The following is a 14,171-nucleotide window of genomic DNA, read 5'->3' as shown; positions in this document are numbered from 1 at the left end:
TGGCTGATCAGCGCGCGGCGGGGAGGAACCCGATGCGCTCGTAGACGGTTGCGAGGGTCTCCGCCGCGACCCCGCGGGCGCGCTGGGCGCCGCGTGCGAGCACCTTGTCGAGCTCGGTGACGTCGTCCAGATAGGACTGGACGCGCTCCTGCAGCGGCGTGACCCATTCGACGAGCACCTCGGCGAGGTCCTTCTTCAGGTCGCCGTAGCCCTTGCCGTCGTAGGCCGCCTCGAGGTCGGCGATCGAGCGGTCGGTGAGCGCCGAGTAGATGCTCAGCAGGTTGGAGACGCCGGCCTTGTTCTCCGCGTCGAACTTGATCTCGCGCCCGGTGTCGGTCACGGCGGAGCGGATCTTCTTCGCCGAGCGCTTCGGGTCTTCGAGCAGCTCGACGAGCCCGTTGGCGGCCGAGGCCGACTTGCTCATCTTCGCCGTCGGGTCCTGCAGGTCGTAGATCTTCGCCGTGTCCTTGACGATGTAGGGCTCGGGGACCACGAACGTCTTGCCCAGCCGGTTGTTGAAGCGCTGCGCGAGGTTGCGCGTGAGCTCCAGGTGCTGGCGCTGGTCCTCGCCGACCGGCACGGCGTTCGCCTGGTACAGCAGGATGTCCGCGGCCTGCAGGATCGGGTACGTGAAGAGCCCGACGCTGGCGCGGTCGGCGCCCTGTTTGGCCGACTTGTCCTTGAACTGCGTCATCCGGCTGGCTTCACCGAAGCCGGTCTGGCACTCGAGCACCCAGCTCAGCTGCGCGTGCTCGGGCACGTGGCTCTGGACGAACAGCGCGCTGCGGTCGGGGTCGACGCCGATGGCGAGCAGCTGCGCGGCCGACCGACGGGTGCGCTCCAGCAGCACCTTCGGGTCCTGCTCGACCGTGATGGCGTGCAGGTCGACGACGCAGTAGAAGGTCTCGTGCGTGTCCTGCAGCTGCACCCACTGGCGCAGGGCGCCGAGGTAGTTGCCGAGGTGGAACGAGTCGGCCGTCGGCTGGATCCCGGAAAGCACCCGCAGGCGCCCGTTCTGTTCGTCGGACACGAGGCGATTCTTCCAGGCTCGGCCGGGGCGGGTCACAGGGAGGTCTCCGGGGGCGGGTCGGGGGTGGCGGACCCGCGAGCCGCGGCGAGCGGCCGGGCCCGGCAGCGGCGGGCTCAGCGGCCCGGAGCGCGGCCGATCAGGGGTGCCGCACCGGCGCGAGCGGCCGGGTGGGGGCCTCGGCATCGGCGACGGCGGGCTCCGGCGCCACGACAGCAGGAGCAGCGGCGGTGACGAGCGCGGCGCGGGCCTTGCGGCGCTGCCGCAACACGCCGAGGGCCATGCCGACGATGCCCAGCGCCACGGCCACCAGGCCGACCGGCCCGAGCATGCCGAAACCGCCCCAGCTGGTCTCTTCGCGGGCGACGTTGTCGTCGGCCAGAGCCGTGCCACTGCCGGCGAGCAGCAGGACAGCCGGCAGGACGACGAGGGTCGCCGACCGGGCCGAGTGCAGCGTGGACCGCAACAGGAGATGACCTGGGTTGCGCACCGGAGTGCCTCCCGCGAAATGACGTTCCTGGCGAGATCTCTCACCCGTAAGGATGAGCCTTGTCGTGAAAAAACTACCGAGCGTGTCAAGACCTGTCGGTTCTGATCAACTCGGGCGCCGAGACTAGCGCCCGTCCGGGGAGGCGGGGAGGCCACCCCCGCACTATCGGCATCACCGGTGGTCAGCGCTCCGCAGCGAAGCGATCACCCCGTACCGAGGCCGGAACCGGTCGCTCGAACGGCCCTCGCGGAACCGGTGACGCCCACTCCCGGTCGCTCGGCTCGCGCGAAACATGAATCTCATTCACTCATTCGGCGGCACCGGATTACGGACAGCAAGTTATTCACCAACTCGGTTGCTCTGTTCGCGGCTTCTTGACCTCGAAGCGGTTCCGGTCGCTTGAACAGTGGTCTATACCTCATTGGTGTAGACCACTTCAGGGCGAACAAAGGAGTGAGCCCATGTCTCTCCGAAGGATCCTCACCGCCGTCGGGATGGCCGCCGCCGCGGCCGTCGCCGTGCTCGTCCCCACCACGGCGACAGCGGCCCCGGCGGCGAGCTTCGTGGTTAGCGAAGCGCAGTTCAACCAGATGTTCCCGAGCCGGAACTCCTTCTACACCTACAGTGGACTGACCGACGCGCTCAGCGCGTACCCCGGCTTCGCGAACTCCGGCAACGACACCGTGAAGAAGCAGGAAGCCGCGGCGTTCCTCGCGAACGTGAGCCACGAAACCGGCGGCCTGGTGTACATAGTGGAGCAGAACACCGCGAACTACCCGCACTACTGCGACACCAGCCAGTCCTACGGCTGTCCGGCCGGCACCGCCGCGTACTACGGCCGCGGGCCGATCCAGCTCAGCTGGAACTTCAACTACAAGGCCGCGGGTGACGCGCTCGGCATCGACCTGCTGAACAACCCGAACCTCGTGCAGAACGACGCGGCCGTCTCGTGGAAAACCGGTCTCTGGTACTGGAACACCCAGTCCGGCCCCGGCACCATGACCCCGCACGACGCCATGGTCAACGGCCGCGGGTTCGGCGAGACGATCCGCAGCATCAACGGCTCGATCGAGTGCAACGGCGGCAACCCCGCCCAGGTCCAGAGCCGCATCGACGCGTACCAGAAGTTCACCGGCATCCTGGGCGTCGACCCGGGTGGCAACCTCAGCTGCTGAGGGTGCCAGAAGGGCCCCTGGGTGGCGGCCGAGGGGCCCTTTTCCTTGTCCGGCCGGGGAATCAGCGCGGGAACGGCACGTCGTACGTCGCCGTCACCGGGGCGTGGTCCGACCAGCGCTCGGCATACGTTTCGGCACGTTCGACGACCACGGACCGCACCGCGGCGGCCAACGCGGGCGTCGCGAGCTGGTAGTCGATGCGCCAGCCGGAGTCGTTGTCGAACGCCTTGCCGCGGTAGGACCACCACGTGTACGGACCGGGGCCTTCGTGCAGGCGCCGCTGGACGTCGACGTAGCCGGCCTCTTCGTAGACCCGGCCGAGCCACTCGCGCTCCTCGGGCAGGAAGCCGGAGTTCTTCTGGTTGCCCTTCCAGTTCTTCAGGTCGACGGTGTCGTAGGCGATGTTCCAGTCGCCCACCACCACGACCTCGCGCCCGGCCGCGGCGGCCTTCGCGCGCAGCTCAACCAGGTGCGGCAGGAACGCGGCCATGAAGCGCTCCTTCTCGTCCTGGCGCTCGGTGCCGACGTCGCCGCTCGGCAGGTACAGGCTCGCGACGACGACGCCCGGCAGGTGCATCTCGAGGTAGCGCCCGCTGTCCTCGAACTCGGGCTCACCGAAGCCGACGCGCACCTCCTCCGGCTCGACCCGGCTGTAGAGCGAAACGCCGTTGCGCCCCTTGACCGCCGACGCGGCGTGCGCGGCGTGCCAGCCTTCCGGCTCGACGACGTGGCCGGGCAGCTGCGCGGCTTCCGCCCGCACCTCCTGGCAGGCGACGACATCGGCGTTCGTGGTGGCGAGCCACTCGACGAAGCCCTTCTTCACGGCGGCCCGCAGGCCGTTGACGTTCACGGTGGAGACGGTCAGCACCCCGCGCACGCTACCCGTCACCCCCGACAACTCCGTGCCAGACTGCGGCCATGGCCCGACTCACCGTGCTCGGCAGCTGCGGCGGCTACCCCGAACCCGGCCGCGCGTGCGCCGGTTTCCTGCTGTCGCACGAAGACCACCACACCGTCCTCGACCTCGGTTACGGCGCGGCCGCCCGCCTGTTCACGCACGTCGAGGCGAAAGCCCTCGGCGCCGTCGTCGTGACGCACGAGCACCCCGACCACATCGCGGACCTCACCGCGCTGAGCCGCGCGTGGCACTACACGGTCGAGACCACTCGCCTGCCGCTGCACTGCACCCCCGGGGTGCTGCGCCGGCTCGAAGCCGCCGAACCGCGCCCGCACCCCGCGACGATCTTCGACGTGCACACCTTCGCCGGGCCGGCAGCCGTCGGCCCGTGGCAGCTCACTTCGGCCCCGCTGCCCCACTTCGTGCCGAACCACGGCGTGCGGCTGAGTTCCGCGGCCGCCACCGTCGCGTACTCCGGCGACACCGGACCGTCGCCGCTGCTCGTGGAACTGGCCCGCGACGCGGACGTGCTGATCTGCGAGGCGACGGTGCCGGAACCCGAAGAGCACCTCATGACGGCCGCCGAGGCCGGCCGGACGGCGGCGAAAGCCGGCGCGAAAACCCTGCTGCTCACACACTTCTGGCCCGGCACCGACCGCGCCGAATCGGTCGCGCGGGCGCGCGCGGGGTTCGGCGGTCAAGTGCTGGCCGCGGACGAAGGATTGACGCTCGAGCTGTAGCCCGGCGGCACCTCTTGACGACCAGAGGCTAAGCCTATTAGCTTTTCAGCTATGCCAGTTAGCCACCGTGATGTCCCCTAGAGCCGGCCTCACGCCGGACGCCGTCGTCGCCCTCGCGCTCGAGGTGGTGGACGCCGACGGCGCCGGCGCACTCACCCTCGCCAAGGTCGCCGAGCGGGCCGGCGTCGCCACGCCGTCGCTGTACAAGCACGTCGGCGGTCTCGCCGCCCTCCGGCGGCTCATCGACCTCGCGGTGGTCACCGAGATGACCGAAGCGTTGCGAGGCGCGGCGACCGGCCGCTCCGGCGGCGAGGCCATCGAGGCGCTCGCCGATGCGTATCGCGCCTACCTGCGAAGGCATCCACACCGGGTCGCCGCGCTGGAAACGGCGCCCGACGAGGCCGACGAAGAGCTCGCGAAGGCCACCCACGGTGTCGCCGAAGTCGCCTTCGCGGTGCTTCGCCCGTATGGCTTCGACCACGCCCGCAGCGTGCACGCGGTGCGGTGCCTGCGCGCCGCCGTGCACGGCTTCGCCGGTCTCGAAGCTTCGGGCGGATTCGGCCGCCCCGAAGACGTCGACGCCAGCTTCACGCTCCTGAAAACGATGCTCGTGCGGGGCATCGCCGACTACGCCGGAACGAACTGAGGGGAACCATGTCCTTCGTCATCGCAGTGCTGCTCTTCACCGTCGCGCTCGGGATTCCCGACGCGCGCTTTCCCTGGCCGGGCAAGGGGGTCCGCAGATGATCGCCGGGCACTTCGGGCTCGCGGCCGGCGTCAAGGCCGGCCGGCCTTGACGCCGGTGTGGACGCTGATGCTCGCCACCGCGTGGCTCGACATCGTGTTCACCCCGCTGTACCTCACCGGCGTCGAAACCATCGACCAGTCGGGCGGAACCGGCTACGGCGAAGGCGTGATCCACGCCGACTACACGCATTCTCTTCTCGGCGCGCTCGTCCTGTCGGCCTTGTTCGGCCTGGTCGCGGCGCGGTGGCTCGGCCGGAGCGCGGGGGTCACGCTCGGCGCGGTCGCGTTCTCCCACTGGCTGCTCGACCTCGTGGTGCACCGCGCCGACCTGCCGATCCTGCCCGGCAACGCGGGCGACCTGCCGACGTTCGGCTTCGGCCTGTGGCGGTTCCCGGCGGTCTCGATGACCGTCGAAATCCTCCTGCTGGTGGTCGGCATCGGCCTCTACTGGCGGGCCGCGGCGAAGCGCGACCCGCGCAAGGCGCGCGGCCTGGCCGCCATCGCCGCACTGTCGGGTGCGGCCACCGTGGCGCTGGAACTGATCGGCGTCTAGCCAGTCAGCACTTCGCCCCTTCGACCGGCTTCACGAAGTTGCTCGCCACCCACTTGCCCTGGTCGACCTCGCGGAACCCGTTCTGCTGCACCGCCATCGCGTCGAACTCGGCGCCGTTGAGGTACTTCCCGACGATCTTGCCGTTGCCGTCGGGCGTCTCGCGGGCGTTGAGGACGTCGGCGGTCACGGTGACCTTGCACCCCGTCGGGGAACCCTGCGCGTCGGCCTGGCCCTTCTGGTTGATCACGTAGAGGATCACCACTGCGGCGATGACACCGATGATGATCAGCGTCTTCTTCGGCAACAACCCCAGGATCACGGCTGGCTCCTCCGACGAAATCCCGAAAAATCCGGCCCGACCAGGGTAGACACCGAGTGGGTCCGCCCGACAGGTCCACCGGCCCAGACCACCCGGAGGCGCCAACAGCGTCACCCCCCGGTGACAGACCGTGTTCACGACGAAGGGGCACCTCGGAAGACTCCTCCGAGGTGCCCCTTCGCGGTGGTGGGACAGGCAGTTCTGCCGGTGGCTCAGCCCTGGGCGATCCGCTTGGCCAGGTTCTCGTCGAGGGTCGCGAGGAACTCCTCGGTGGTCTGCCACTGCTGGTCGCCGCCGACGAGCAGCGCCAGGTCCTTCGTCATCTTGCCGCTCTCGACGGTGTCGATGACCACGCGCTCCAGCGTGTTCGCGAAGCCGATGAGCTCCGGGTTGCTGTCGAGCTTGCCGCGGTGCTCGAGGCCCCGGGTCCACGCGTAGATCGAAGCGATCGGGTTCGTGGAGGTCGGCTTGCCCTGCTGGTGCTGGCGGTAGTGCCGGGTGACCGTGCCGTGGGCAGCCTCGGCCTCGACGGTCTTGCCGTCCGGCGTGCGCAGCACCGACGTCATCAGGCCGAGCGAGCCGAAGCCCTGGGCCACGGTGTCGGACTGGACGTCACCGTCGTAGTTCTTGGTGGCCCAGACGTAGCCGCCCTCCCACTTGAGCGCCGCGGCGACCATGTCGTCGATGAGCCGGTGCTCGTAGGTGAGGCCCTTGGCGTCGAAGTCGGCCTTGTACTCGGCCTCGAAGATCTCCTGGAACACGTCCTTGAACATGCCGTCGTAGGCCTTGAGGATCGTGTTCTTGGTCGACAGGTAGACCGGCATGGCGCGGTCGAGGCCGTACTGCAGCGACGCGCGCGCGAAGTCCTCGATCGACTTGCGGTAGTTGTACATACCCATGGCGACGCCGCCGCCCTCCGGGTACTTCGCGACCTCGAACTCCATCGGCGCGGAGCCGTCTTCGGGGGTGTAGGTCAGCGTCAGGGTGCCCGGGCCGGGGACCTTGAAGTCGGTGGCCTTGTACTGGTCACCGTGGGCGTGCCGGCCGATGATGATCGGCTTGGTCCAGCCCGGTACGAGGCGCGGCACGTTCTGCATGATGATCGGCTCGCGGAAGACCACGCCGCCGAGGATGTTGCGGATGGTGCCGTTGGGGCTCCGCCACATCTTCTTGAGGCCGAACTCCTCCACGCGCGCCTCGTCGGGCGTGATCGTGGCGCACTTGACCCCGACGCCGTGCTGCTTGATGGCGTTGGCGGCGTCGACCGTGATCTGGTCGTCGGTGCGGTCCCGCTCCTCGATGCCCAGGTCGTAGTAGTCCAGGTTGACGTCCAGGTACGGGTGGATCAGCTTGTCCTTGATGAACTGCCAGATGATGCGGGTCATCTCATCGCCGTCGAGCTCGACGACGGTGCCCTGGACCTTGATCTTGGCCATGAGCAGCGGTGCTCCTTCCGCGGATCTTCGCGATGCTTCTTCGACTCGTGGGTAGCGGTACAAGCGTACTGCTTACCGGGCCTGGGTGGTTCCAGAAGTGGTCGGCGTCAAGTCTCCACCCGGCGCCAGCGGCGCCGACGGGCGGGCACGGGCCCGGTTCACCGGTCGCGGAACCAGGTGAGCCCGGCGACCATCCCATCGGGGAACCAGCCACTCGAGAGGTCACGCTATGTCGTACTCCGACCCGGACACCACCTTTCAGCAGCCGGTGTTCGAAGAGCCACACCGCGGCCGGGCCGTGGCCCGCGTGGTCAGCGGGCTGCTCGGGCTCGTGCTCACGCCCGTCGCGTTCGGCCTGGTCGCGGCCGGTGGCTACCGGGAGCAGACGATCGTGGTGGAGGCGTTCGCCGCGCGCCGCGACCCGCTCGGCATCGCCCTGGTAGCAGCGGGCGCGATCCTGTTGCTGCTGGTCGCGGCGCTGGGCGCGTGGTCTTCGTCGGGTCCGCTGCTCGGCGGGCTCGTGTGGGGTGTGCTGCCGGGCGTCGTCGCGCTGGCGATGCCGGAGTGGGGCTTGCGCCTGCTCGACGTGCTGCCGCGCGGCGGGCTGTCGTTCGGCGTGACGTCGTGGCTGTTCTCCGGTGCCCTGCTCGCGGGCGGGTTCCTGCTCGTCGGCGCGGGCCTGGCGGCCACGATCGCGAGGCGGCGGCCCGCGCGGTGAAGGCCCGGTGAGAACATCGTCACATGGGTCTGTTCACCGTGCCGGAGGCACGCGCCGAGCTCGCCAGGCTGCTGCCGGTCCTCGCCGAGCTCATCCGGGTGCGCGCCGACGCCGCCGAGCTCGCCGCGTCGCTGCGGCCGGGCGGGCACGACACCGACCTCGGCGGGCTGCCGGAGTGGAAGGCCGCGCAGGCCCGGCTCGACGAGCTGATGACGACCGTCCAGCGCACGGGCGCGGAGCTGAAGGGCTTCGCTCCCCTGCTGGTGGACTTCCCGGCGTCGCTCGACGGCGAAGACGTGCTGCTGTGCTGGCTCGAAGGCGACCCCGAACTGGCCTGGTACCACCGCGCCGACCTCGGCTTCGCCGGGCGCCGGCCGCTGAAGTGAAAATTCGCTGGTCAGGGCCGCTAGGTTGAGCCGGTGACCACTGACTCCGACGTCTTCGACGCCCTCGCCGACGGATACGACGACGACCCGTTCCACCCCCTCGTGGCCGACACCCTCGTGTCGACGCTGCCGAACGCGCCCGCCCTCCTCGTCGACGTGGCCACCGGCACGGGCGCGGCGGCCTTCGCGGCCCTGCGGCTGAAGCCCGCTTCGATCGTCGCGGTGGACTTCTCGCCGGCGATGCTCGCTCTCGCCCGAGAGAAGGCGGCCACGCTGGACCCGTCCGGCGTGATCTCGTGGCACGAGGGCCGCGCCGTGCCCCTCCCGGTCGCCGACGGCGCCGCCGACGCGGTCGTCTGCGCCTCCGCCCTGCACTTCCTCGGCGCGACGGCCCTGGCGGAGTGGCGGCGCGTCCTGCGGCCCGGCGGCGTGGCCGCGTTCAGCATCTCCTCGGCGCGGCGCTTCTCGCGGACGGGCTCCCTGACCGACCAGATGCCCCGCGACTTCCGCATCCCCGGTACCGAAAAGGAAGCCGCCGCCCTGGCCACCGAGGCCGGCTTCACCACCGCGTCGGCCACCACGGTGACCGCCCACCTCGCCGGCCGGGAACGGCTGGTGTTCGGGGTGCGCGCGGTGCGCTAGGCGTGGAAGTGGACCTCACCGGTCGTCACCGGACCGGCGGGGCCCGAGCAACGCAGCACGAACGACGCGTCGAAGGCGGTGATGGTGCCGTCGGCGGCCCGGACGAGCTCCGTGACGGTGAAGTCGGCAGTCGTGTCGCCGGCGGCGTCGGCGCAGGCCTGCGTCCCGTCGGCCCGCGTACCGCGGAAGGCGGCGAAGCCGGGCCCGTCGAGCTGCGGCGCGCTCTGGCCCCGGAAGCGGGCGCCGGCGTAGGTGCCCACGTGCAGCTGCTGCCTTGCCCCTTGACCGGGCCCCTTGACCTTGGCCTTGCCCCTTGCGCCTTGGCGCTGGCCCTTGGCCGAGTCCGTTGGCCTCTGGCCTTTGGCCTTGCCCCTTGGCCGTGGCCGCGCGGCTGGGCGGCTGGGCGGCATGACGGTCCCCTTCACACCACGCGCGCGAATGTCCCGCTCGCGCCGCGCGGCGAACCCGGCAGACGCCGACCTTGACCACAATCGGTGACCACGCGCGGCCCGATCCCACCACTCACCGGCCGATACCCCGCACCACCTCGACCGCTTCCCCGGCACGACTGGCCCGTTGATGCCATCGCCTACGTTTCCGCAGCTCAGAGGCGGTAAAATGGATGCGGGGCCGGTCCCCCTGTGGTTGGGCGGGGGCTTGCTTGCGGGCGGGGATTTGCTCGCGGCGGTGCGGTTGACTTTGCTGACCGGGAATTTGTGGCCGGGACCTCGCGGGCCCGGACTTCGCGGGGCCGGGACTTCGCGGGGCCGAGACTTCGCGGGGCCGGACTTCACTGACCGGAGCTTCACTGACCAGGGCTTCGCCGACCGGGGCTTCACTGACCAGGGCTTCGCCGACCGGGGCTTCACTGACCGGAGCTTCACTGACCGGGACTTCGCGGATCGGGACTTCGCGAGCCGGGACCATCCGAGCCGGGACTATCCGGGTCGAGACCTTGCGGGCCTGGACTTTCCTGGCAGGACTTGCGAGCGGAGACTCGCGGGCCCGGGCTTCGCGAGCCGCGACACGGGGGCCTGGATTCGTTCATCGGCGGTTGTTCGGGCGGCAGTTCGGGCGCGCGGCGATCCGCGCCATGACTCGCAGGTTGTCCATGGCCCGCGGGGCTGATGCGGGTGGCGGCAGCCGTCTCGCGGTCGAAGGGACTGGTTCGAAAATGTGGCAGCCGCGGCGTGGGAACGGCCGTCAGCTGGCCCTGCAGGAACTTTCCTCATCGTGACCCGGGACAACCCACGAGCGCCCCCGGTTCGCCTCGCCGGCCGCATCGCGTCCGGCAGGGCACGGCTGCCACCGGAGACCAGCCGACCAACCCCGTCCCAGCTACTTCTTCGCAGCCGCCTTTTCCGCCTTCTTGAACGCCCGCACTTCGGCGAGGGTCTTGGCGTTCACGACGTCCGCGATGGAACGGCGGGAGCCGCGGTCGCCGTAGGCGCCGGCGGCGGTGCGCCAGCCCTTGGGCTGCACGCCGTACTGCTTGCCGAGCAGGGCGAGGAAGATCTTGGCCTTCTGTTCGCCGTAGCCGGGGAGGGCTTTGAGGCGCTTGAGGACCTCGGGGCCGTCCGGCTTGGGGCGGCCTTCGGTCCAGATCGCTTCCGCGTCGCCGTCGTAGTTTTCGACGATGAACTGGCACAGGGCCTGCACGCGGCGCGCCATGGACCCGCCGTAGCGGTGGATGGCGGGCGGCGTGACGCACTTCTGCACGAACTCCTCGGTGTCCGCCTCGGCGATGCGCCGCACGTCGAACCCGCCCATGCGATCGGCGATCTTGCGCGGCCCGAGGAACGCGACCTCCATGGAGATCTGCTGGTCCAGCAGCATGCCGACCAGCAGCGCCACCGGGTCGTTGCTCAGCAGCTCGTCGGCTTCGGCGTCGCCGCTCAGGTGCACTTCACGCGTCATGCGTGCCATTTTGGCAGGCCGCGACCCACACGCGCAGCTCACCGAGCCGGGTGGCACCGCAGGCGAGCGCGGCGGCGAGGTCGGCGCCGTGTTCGTAGCCGACGACCGGCAGGCCGGGGAAGGCGGCGGCCGCGCCGGCGACGGCGCCCGGCCAGTCCGCCCCCGTCACGTTCGACAGGCCCACCGCCCGCGCGCCGCGGTGCGCGATGGCGGTGCCGGACGAGCCGTGCAGGTGCACGAACGACGGGTCCGGCGAAGCCGACGCAACCCACGCCGCCGCAGGCCGCACCGGGAAGTGCAGCCAGGAAGCCTCGAACAGCACGCCGAACCCCGGCAGGTCCAGCGTCGCGAAGCTGTCCTTCACCGAGCAGCCCGCGGACGCGTCCACGAAGGGCAGGACGTCGGCCGCCGTCGCGTCGGCGGTGAGGGTGACGGCGTCCGGGTAGAACTCCGGCGTCCGCGCCGGCGCCGTCCACGCGCGCGGCCCGAAGACGCCGGAAACGCCGCGGATGCGGCAGAACACGTCGCACCACGACGCGTTTTCCTCGACAGCCGCAGTCAGGAGCGCGCGAACCACAGCACGTCCGGCTCGCCGCGCAGCACCGGGACCTCTACCACGCGCACGTCGGAGAACCGCTCCCGCAGCCGGTCCGTGAACGCGGGCGCCGCGCCGGCGCTCCACACCGCCAGCACACCGCCCGGACGCAGGAGCCGCGCGAGACCGTCCACTCCGGACTCTCCGTACAGCGCGGCGTTGCCGGGTGTGACCGTCCACTCCGGACCGTTGTCGATGTCGAGGCACAGCGCGTCGAACGTCTCCCCACAGCCGGCCAGCCACGGCACCAGGTCCGCTTCCACGACCCGCACCCGCGGGTCCGCCAGCGCCGAGCCGTGCACCTCACGCAGCGGACCCGTGCGGTTCCACGCGATGACGGCCGCTTCGCGCTCCACCACCACGACCGAGCCCACCCGGGGGTGATCCAGCGCCGCCCGCAACGAAAACCCCACCCCGAGGCCACCGATGAGCACCCGGGCCCCCGGCGCCAGCAGGTCGGCGGCACCGGTGACGAGCAGGCGTTCGGACTCGCCGTTGCGGGTGTCCATGAGGAACACGCCGTTCTCGATCACCTCGAGCGCTTCGCCGTCACGGCGGAGCACGAGTTCGCCGCCCACGCCGTCGGCCACCTCCAGCACCTCACCCACCCGGCCAGCCTTTCACAACGGCCTGTACGCGACCGCGAGCCACCCTTACGCTGTGAGGCCAGGAGGTGAAACCTCATGCGCGCGACAGTAGGAGACGAGATCCAGGTCCACGGTCGCACGGTGGGAGCGGCCGAGCAGCGCGCCGAGATCCTCGAGGTGCGCGGCCCGGACGGCTCCCCGCCGTACGTGGTCCGGTTCACCGACGGGCACGAAGCTCTGCTCTACCCCGGACCCGACTGCGAGATCAACCCGGACTAACCGACAGCCACTTCTTCGCGGACCGCCGCCCGACGCGGCTCCCAGAAGAACGCCATCACCGCGACGGCCACCCCGGCGAGGACCGCCGCGACTTCCGGCAGCACCGTCGGTCCCGCCGACGTGAGCACGGCCCCGCCGACGACACCGGAGAGGCCGACACCGAGGTAGATCGCCGACGCGTTCAGCGAGAGCGCCAGCCCGGCGTGCCCGGGTGAGAGTTCGATGAGCCGGTGCTGCATGGGCGGGTTGATCGCCCACGTGATCGTGCCCCACACGAAGAACGTGACGCCCGCGCCGACGACGGTCACCGACGTGAACGGCAGCAGCGCCATCACGACGGTCATCCCGGCCAGCACCACGAGCACCGGCACGCGCGCACCCCACCGGTCGGCGGCGCGGCCGCCGAGGTAGTTGCCCAGCGCGCCACCGATGCCGTAGCAGAACAGCAGCACGGTCACGGTGCCGCCGGTGACACCGGCCGTCGCGGCGAGCAGCGACGAGGACAGCGTGTAGACCATGAACGCGCCGAGGCACGCGAGCACGGTCGTGACGAGCAGCGCGACCACGCGCTTGTCCCGCGCGACCGCGAAGCGCTCGGCCAGCCGCACAGCCGGCGGCGGTGCGACGCGCGGCAGCACCAGCCGCACGGCGATCGCGCCCGCCAGCGACAGCACGCCGACGAGCAGGAACGCGGCCTCGTAGTCCCACTGCTGCGACACGAGACTGCCGAGCGGCACCCCGAAGATCAAGGCGACCGTGAGGCCGCCGAACACCATCGCGACCGCTCGGCCGCGGCGTTCCGGCGTGGTCAGCTCCGCGGCGACGGCGCTGGCCGCCGGCGTGAACACGGCCGCACCGACCGCCGTGACGACCCGCGCGACCAGCAGCGGGCCGTACCCCGGCGCGACTGCGGCGAACAGGTTGCCCACGCCGGTCACGACGAGCGCGGCCACCAGCAGCGTCCGGCGTTCCCAGCGGCCGGTCAGCGCGGCGAACAGCGGCGAGCCGAACGCGTACGCGATGGCGAAGGACGTGACGAGCTGCGCGGCCGCGGTGGCGGAGACGTGCAACTCGGAGACGAGCGACGGCAACAGCCCGGCCACGATGTAGCCGCTGGTGCCGACCCCGAAGGCCCCGAACGCCAGTACGGCGTTTCGCGAGCTCCCGGTGGAAGTGGCGCTGGACATGAACGTGCCCCCAAGGGTGAAGCGGGATTGGTTCGACGAACGTCGTAGTTCGATGACGACCGTACACGCGTCCCCTGACAATTTCGAGGAACGTCGTACTATGGACGCATGCCCGCCACCACGCACCTGAGCCCGCTCGTCCACCCCGAGCGCGACGAGATCACCGTCGAGAGCGTGCTGCGCGCGCTCGCGGACCCGGTGCGCCTGGCGATCGTGCGTCAGCTGGCCACCGCGGACACCGAGGTGTCGTGCGGCGGGCTCGACGTGCCGGTGACGAAATCCACACTCACCCACCACCTCGGGATCCTGCGCCAGGCCGGTGTGATCAGCGGCCGGCAGGAAGGCACGACCCGGTTCAACTCGTTGCGGCGCAACGATCTCGACGACCTGTTCCCCGGACTGCTCGACGGAGTTCTCGCCGCGCGCCGCTGACGGTCGCGTTACGTGAACAGCCTCACCCGGATACCGGGATGAC

The 14,171-nt window shown here is 70.6% G+C and carries 20 protein-coding genes; 10 read left to right on the top strand and 10 right to left on the bottom strand.

Translation table 11 applies throughout. From position 1 onward, the window contains the following. Positions 1–7: 7 nt before the first annotated feature. Together trpS and ACIA77_RS03050 are read right to left on the bottom strand one after the other, a co-directional pair. Positions 8–1,030 (bottom strand): tryptophan--tRNA ligase, encoded by a 1,023-nt coding sequence (gene trpS, locus ACIA77_RS03055; protein ID WP_395884072.1) that lies wholly within the window; start codon positions 1,028–1,030, stop codon positions 8–10. Positions 1,031–1,166: 136 nt separating this feature from the next. Next, positions 1,167–1,517, bottom strand: coding sequence for a hypothetical protein (locus ACIA77_RS03050; protein WP_395884071.1), 351 nt, complete (start codon positions 1,515–1,517; stop codon positions 1,167–1,169). A gap of 494 nt (positions 1,518–2,011) precedes the next feature. Between ACIA77_RS03050 and ACIA77_RS03045 the strand changes: the two genes are divergently transcribed. Beyond that, positions 2,012–2,692: a chitinase gene (locus ACIA77_RS03045; protein WP_395884323.1), complete on the top strand. Its 681-nt coding sequence runs from the start codon at positions 2,012–2,014 to the stop codon at positions 2,690–2,692. Between the two features lie 61 nt (positions 2,693–2,753). Here the strand turns inward: ACIA77_RS03045 and ACIA77_RS03040 are convergent, their stop codons facing one another. After that, the gene (locus ACIA77_RS03040) at positions 2,754–3,569 is read right to left on the bottom strand and encodes an exodeoxyribonuclease III (protein WP_395884322.1); all 816 of its coding nucleotides are present in this window, start codon (positions 3,567–3,569) and stop codon (positions 2,754–2,756) included. Between the two features lie 41 nt (positions 3,570–3,610). Between ACIA77_RS03040 and ACIA77_RS03035 the strand changes: the two genes are divergently transcribed. The 3 genes from ACIA77_RS03035 (at position 3,611) to ACIA77_RS03025 (ending at position 5,630) form a co-directional block, all read left to right on the top strand. After that, positions 3,611–4,330, top strand: a complete 720-nt coding sequence (locus ACIA77_RS03035) for an MBL fold metallo-hydrolase (protein WP_395884070.1) — start codon at positions 3,611–3,613, stop codon at positions 4,328–4,330. A 70-nt stretch (positions 4,331–4,400) separates the two neighbouring features. After that, positions 4,401–4,976 carry a TetR/AcrR family transcriptional regulator gene (locus ACIA77_RS03030; RefSeq protein WP_395884069.1) on the top strand — a complete coding sequence of 192 codons (576 nt, stop codon included), beginning with the start codon at positions 4,401–4,403 and terminating at the stop codon, positions 4,974–4,976. Between the two features lie 147 nt (positions 4,977–5,123). Further along, entirely contained in the window at positions 5,124–5,630 is a 507-nt protein-coding gene (locus ACIA77_RS03025) for a permease (RefSeq protein WP_395884068.1), read from the top strand. Positions 5,631–5,634: 4 nt separating this feature from the next. On the opposite strand, the gene ACIA77_RS03020 is transcribed toward ACIA77_RS03025, so the two are convergent. Further along, complete coding sequence (locus ACIA77_RS03020) at positions 5,635–5,949, bottom strand: SH3 domain-containing protein (RefSeq protein ID WP_395884067.1); 315 nt, start codon at positions 5,947–5,949, stop codon at positions 5,635–5,637. 212 nt (positions 5,950–6,161) lie between these two features. Then, positions 6,162–7,385 (bottom strand): NADP-dependent isocitrate dehydrogenase, encoded by a 1,224-nt coding sequence (locus ACIA77_RS03015; protein ID WP_395884066.1) that lies wholly within the window; start codon positions 7,383–7,385, stop codon positions 6,162–6,164. A 229-nt stretch (positions 7,386–7,614) separates the two neighbouring features. Here ACIA77_RS03015 and ACIA77_RS03010 point away from each other — a divergent pair, with 229 nt between their 5' ends. Genes ACIA77_RS03010 through ACIA77_RS03000 form a run of 3 tightly spaced genes read left to right on the top strand, consistent with a single transcriptional unit; the run spans position 7,615 to position 9,131 of the window. Beyond that, complete coding sequence (locus tag ACIA77_RS03010; RefSeq protein ID WP_395884065.1) at positions 7,615–8,103, top strand: hypothetical protein; 489 nt, start codon at positions 7,615–7,617, stop codon at positions 8,101–8,103. A 23-nt stretch (positions 8,104–8,126) separates the two neighbouring features. Continuing rightward, positions 8,127–8,489: a DUF2203 domain-containing protein gene (locus tag ACIA77_RS03005; RefSeq protein ID WP_395884064.1), complete on the top strand. Its 363-nt coding sequence runs from the start codon at positions 8,127–8,129 to the stop codon at positions 8,487–8,489. A gap of 33 nt (positions 8,490–8,522) precedes the next feature. Continuing rightward, positions 8,523–9,131, top strand: a complete 609-nt coding sequence (locus tag ACIA77_RS03000) for a class I SAM-dependent methyltransferase (RefSeq protein ID WP_395884063.1) — start codon at positions 8,523–8,525, stop codon at positions 9,129–9,131. Here the strand turns inward: ACIA77_RS03000 and ACIA77_RS02995 are convergent. Further along, positions 9,128–9,391 carry a hypothetical protein gene (locus ACIA77_RS02995; protein WP_395884062.1) on the bottom strand — a complete coding sequence of 88 codons (264 nt, stop codon included), beginning with the start codon at positions 9,389–9,391 and terminating at the stop codon, positions 9,128–9,130. The genes ACIA77_RS03000 and ACIA77_RS02995 overlap by 4 nt on opposite strands. A gap of 452 nt (positions 9,392–9,843) precedes the next feature. Between ACIA77_RS02995 and ACIA77_RS02990 the strand changes: the two genes are divergently transcribed. After that, positions 9,844–10,368, top strand: coding sequence for a pentapeptide repeat-containing protein (locus tag ACIA77_RS02990; RefSeq protein WP_395884321.1), 525 nt, complete (start codon positions 9,844–9,846; stop codon positions 10,366–10,368). Between the two features lie 101 nt (positions 10,369–10,469). Here the strand turns inward: ACIA77_RS02990 and ACIA77_RS02985 are convergent, their stop codons facing one another. Genes ACIA77_RS02985 through ACIA77_RS02975 form a run of 3 tightly spaced genes read right to left on the bottom strand, consistent with a single transcriptional unit; the run spans position 10,470 to position 12,251 of the window. Further along, positions 10,470–11,048, bottom strand: coding sequence for an HhH-GPD-type base excision DNA repair protein (locus ACIA77_RS02985; protein ID WP_395884061.1), 579 nt, complete (start codon positions 11,046–11,048; stop codon positions 10,470–10,472). Next, a complete protein-coding gene (locus ACIA77_RS02980; protein ID WP_395884060.1) occupies positions 11,038–11,625 on the bottom strand; it encodes a hypothetical protein in 588 nt (195 codons plus the stop codon). The genes ACIA77_RS02985 and ACIA77_RS02980 overlap by 11 nt, the downstream gene beginning before the upstream one ends. After that, a complete protein-coding gene (locus tag ACIA77_RS02975; RefSeq protein ID WP_395884059.1) occupies positions 11,607–12,251 on the bottom strand; it encodes a spermidine synthase in 645 nt (214 codons plus the stop codon). The genes ACIA77_RS02980 and ACIA77_RS02975 overlap by 19 nt, the downstream gene beginning before the upstream one ends. A gap of 75 nt (positions 12,252–12,326) precedes the next feature. On the opposite strand from ACIA77_RS02975, the gene ACIA77_RS02970 reads away from it, so the two are divergent. Beyond that, a complete protein-coding gene (locus tag ACIA77_RS02970; protein ID WP_204091598.1) occupies positions 12,327–12,509 on the top strand; it encodes a DUF1918 domain-containing protein in 183 nt (60 codons plus the stop codon). On the opposite strand, the gene ACIA77_RS02965 is transcribed toward ACIA77_RS02970, so the two are convergent. Next, positions 12,506–13,696, bottom strand: a complete 1,191-nt coding sequence (locus ACIA77_RS02965; protein ID WP_395884058.1) for an MFS transporter — start codon at positions 13,694–13,696, stop codon at positions 12,506–12,508. The two genes, ACIA77_RS02970 and ACIA77_RS02965, sit on opposite strands and share 4 nt — an antisense overlap. Positions 13,697–13,804: 108 nt before the next feature. Here ACIA77_RS02965 and ACIA77_RS02960 point away from each other — a divergent pair, with 108 nt between their 5' ends. Continuing rightward, positions 13,805–14,128 carry an ArsR/SmtB family transcription factor gene (locus ACIA77_RS02960; protein WP_395884057.1) on the top strand — a complete coding sequence of 108 codons (324 nt, stop codon included), beginning with the start codon at positions 13,805–13,807 and terminating at the stop codon, positions 14,126–14,128. The last annotated feature ends 43 nt before the right edge of the window (positions 14,129–14,171 follow it).

Origin of the sequence: Amycolatopsis sp. NPDC051903 (assembly GCF_044452505.1) — a bacterium.
GTDB lineage: Bacteria > Actinomycetota > Actinomycetes > Mycobacteriales > Pseudonocardiaceae > Amycolatopsis.
The sequence above is the reverse complement of the archived record's forward strand: the minus strand, read 5'-3'. Positions and strand labels throughout refer to the sequence as shown.

Coding starts and splice junctions, on each gene's coding strand:
- ACIA77_RS03045 (WP_395884323.1), top strand. CDS start 2,012: ATGGCCGCCGCCGCGGCCGTCGCCGTGCTCGTCCCCACCACGGCGACA.
- ACIA77_RS03035 (WP_395884070.1), top strand. CDS start 3,611: ATGGCCCGACTCACCGTGCTCGGCAGCTGCGGCGGCTACCCCGAACCC.
- ACIA77_RS03030 (WP_395884069.1), top strand. CDS start 4,401: ATGTCCCCTAGAGCCGGCCTCACGCCGGACGCCGTCGTCGCCCTCGCG.
- ACIA77_RS03015 (WP_395884066.1), bottom strand. CDS start 7,385: ATGGCCAAGATCAAGGTCCAGGGCACCGTCGTCGAGCTCGACGGCGAT.
- ACIA77_RS03010 (WP_395884065.1), top strand. CDS start 7,615: ATGTCGTACTCCGACCCGGACACCACCTTTCAGCAGCCGGTGTTCGAA.
- ACIA77_RS03005 (WP_395884064.1), top strand. CDS start 8,127: ATGGGTCTGTTCACCGTGCCGGAGGCACGCGCCGAGCTCGCCAGGCTG.
- ACIA77_RS02985 (WP_395884061.1), bottom strand. CDS start 11,048: ATGACGCGTGAAGTGCACCTGAGCGGCGACGCCGAAGCCGACGAGCTG.
- ACIA77_RS02970 (WP_204091598.1), top strand. CDS start 12,327: ATGCGCGCGACAGTAGGAGACGAGATCCAGGTCCACGGTCGCACGGTG.
- ACIA77_RS02965 (WP_395884058.1), bottom strand. CDS start 13,696: ATGTCCAGCGCCACTTCCACCGGGAGCTCGCGAAACGCCGTACTGGCG.
- ACIA77_RS02960 (WP_395884057.1), top strand. CDS start 13,805: ATGCCCGCCACCACGCACCTGAGCCCGCTCGTCCACCCCGAGCGCGAC.